The 2,274-nt window shown below is 40.6% G+C and carries 2 protein-coding genes; both read left to right on the top strand.

The window, feature by feature from the left end:
- A partial coding sequence (locus L652_RS0111285) for an endonuclease (RefSeq protein WP_024603457.1) occupies positions 1-781 on the top strand: 781 nt, incomplete at its 5' end.
- A gap of 419 nt (positions 782-1,200) precedes the next feature.
- The coding region (locus L652_RS0111280; protein ID WP_024603456.1) for a DUF3360 family protein at positions 1,201-2,274 on the top strand (1,074 nt) is incomplete at its 3' end.

The following is a 2,274-nucleotide window of genomic DNA, read 5'->3' as shown; positions in this document are numbered from 1 at the left end:
CGGGACTAATCCAACACCCACAGGCTACTATGTTACTGCTCAAGGGTTATCGGGTTATACACTAAAAACTGAGCTTTATAATATTATTAAAGATCATAATGCACAGGGTTACTCGGCTATTTGGAATTTTTACGACTCATCAGCACGTGATCAATACTTTGAAAACGATAACAGCATTTTAGATATGTATAGCGAAAAACCAAACGGTTCAGATAGCTACAATTATACTGCTGTGAGCGATCAATGTGGTAACTATAGTGGAGAAGGCGGCTGTTACAACCGTGAGCATTCGTTCCCTAAAAGCTGGTTTGGCGGCACTATTGAGCCAATGAACTCAGATGTGCATCATATTTACGCAACCGATGGTTATGTAAACTCAAAACGTAGTAATTTCCCATTTGGTGAAGTAGCAAGCGCTTCATTTACATCAACTAACGGAAGTAAATTAGGTTCTGCCGCAAGTTCATTAAATTACTCAGGTACTGTATTTGAGCCAATTGACGAATTTAAAGGTGACTTTGCTCGCGCTTATTTTTACATGGCAACGCGCTACGAAAATGTAATAGGCGCTTGGCAAACCAAAACGACCTCAAGTAATGCTGTACTTAATGGTTCAAGCAATCAAGTGTTTGAAAGCTGGGTTGTAGCCATGCTGCTTAACTGGCATAACAGCGATCCTGTAAGCCAAATGGAACTTGACCGCAACCAAGCAGCGTTTGAGTTTCAAGGTAATCGTAACCCGTATATCGACCACCCTGAATTTGTAGAAATGATTTGGTAAAAGTTAGCAGTTAAAACATAAGCCTCTGCAATTGCAGAGGCTCTTAACTTTTAGTGTGTAATATTTTTGGGAGATTACCTCACCACGTAACGTATTTTCAATAAAAACACTCATTTAACAACCACTAAGACTAAAGGATAATAACCTGCTATTAACACTATTTCCCGTTATAAACGGTAATCAAACTCCTTGAAATAAAAATCAAGCCATTGATTTATAATAACTTTAAATCATTTTGTGTAGTTTTATAATTTTTAACGTAAAGCAGTTTTTAAATTAACTGTATTAAAAACAACCATGCACGACCTTTTGCCTATACATAGCAGCCTAAAAGCTGATCTACCCTGCATGTTCAATATTCATTTGCTTTAACAAAAGCCGTATTTATTTGATTAAGCAACAATGTTGCAGGAGAACGCATGCAAACTACACCACCCGGTGATGCACCATCAAACACGCACAAGGATGCTCAAAGCTACGAGCAGCTTCATAAACCCAGCTCTGAGTTTAATACTCGCGACGAGTATCTCGAACACGAATTACAAATTATGCAGCCTAAGCGCTGGCGTCCTAATTTACCGTTTAGAGATTACCGATTTGAATTTGAAGACACCATACCAGCAATGGCGGGCACTATTGGTAAAGTGGTTATGGTGGGGGCTATTGCAGCTACATTTGCAGCGCCTCTTGGTTTAAGCGATGCATTTGTTTTAGAAAATGTGCGTTATGAATTACTCATTGTTTCTATTTTTATCATTTTATTTTCGGGCTTTATTTTACCTACAGCCAACTTGGCTGGTACTCATGGCCCACTTATTCCACTAATCCCTATTGTTGTTGCTGCTGGCGGCCACCCTATGGCGTTTGGCTTACTCATTGGTGCCTTTGGTTTTATTTTGGCCATAACCAAAGGAGGAAGTATGCTCGCGCGCCTAACCAGTAAAGGTGTGTGTGGCGGGTTGCTCATTTATTTAGGCTTTATTGGTACTATTTCGCAAGTTAAAAAGCTGTTTGCTTGGGCTGAAGCCATTGATATGGCGCATATTGCGTTTATTGTTATTTTAGCCACCATTTTATTGTATGCGCTATTGGAGCACTTTAAAAAGCGTTGGTTAGCCGTGCCGTTAAGCTGCCTTATTGGTGGCATGGTTGCTTTTGCTTTAGGTGCACCCTTTGAGTTTCATACTGCACCGGGTTTACCAAATATGAACCCAGCATACTGGTGGGGCGAAAACACAGGTTGGATGCTTGGCCTGCCAACGCTTGAAAGCTTTGTTGTTGTACTCCCGTTTGCAGTGCTCGCTGTTGCTATGTGGTCACCTGATTTTTTAGGTCATCAAGTATTTCAAAAAATAAGCTATCCGCAACGTACTGAAAAAGTACAAATGAATATCGACGATACAATGCTAAGCGCATCGGTTAGACAAACATTTGGCTCACTTGCCGGTGGTGCTAACTTTACCTCATCGTGGGGAACCTACATTGTACCTGCC

Origin of the sequence: Pseudoalteromonas sp. TB25 (assembly GCF_000497995.1) — a bacterium.
Taxonomy (GTDB): domain Bacteria; phylum Pseudomonadota; class Gammaproteobacteria; order Enterobacterales; family Alteromonadaceae; genus Pseudoalteromonas; species Pseudoalteromonas distincta.
The sequence above is the reverse complement of the archived record's forward strand: the minus strand, read 5'-3'. Positions and strand labels throughout refer to the sequence as shown.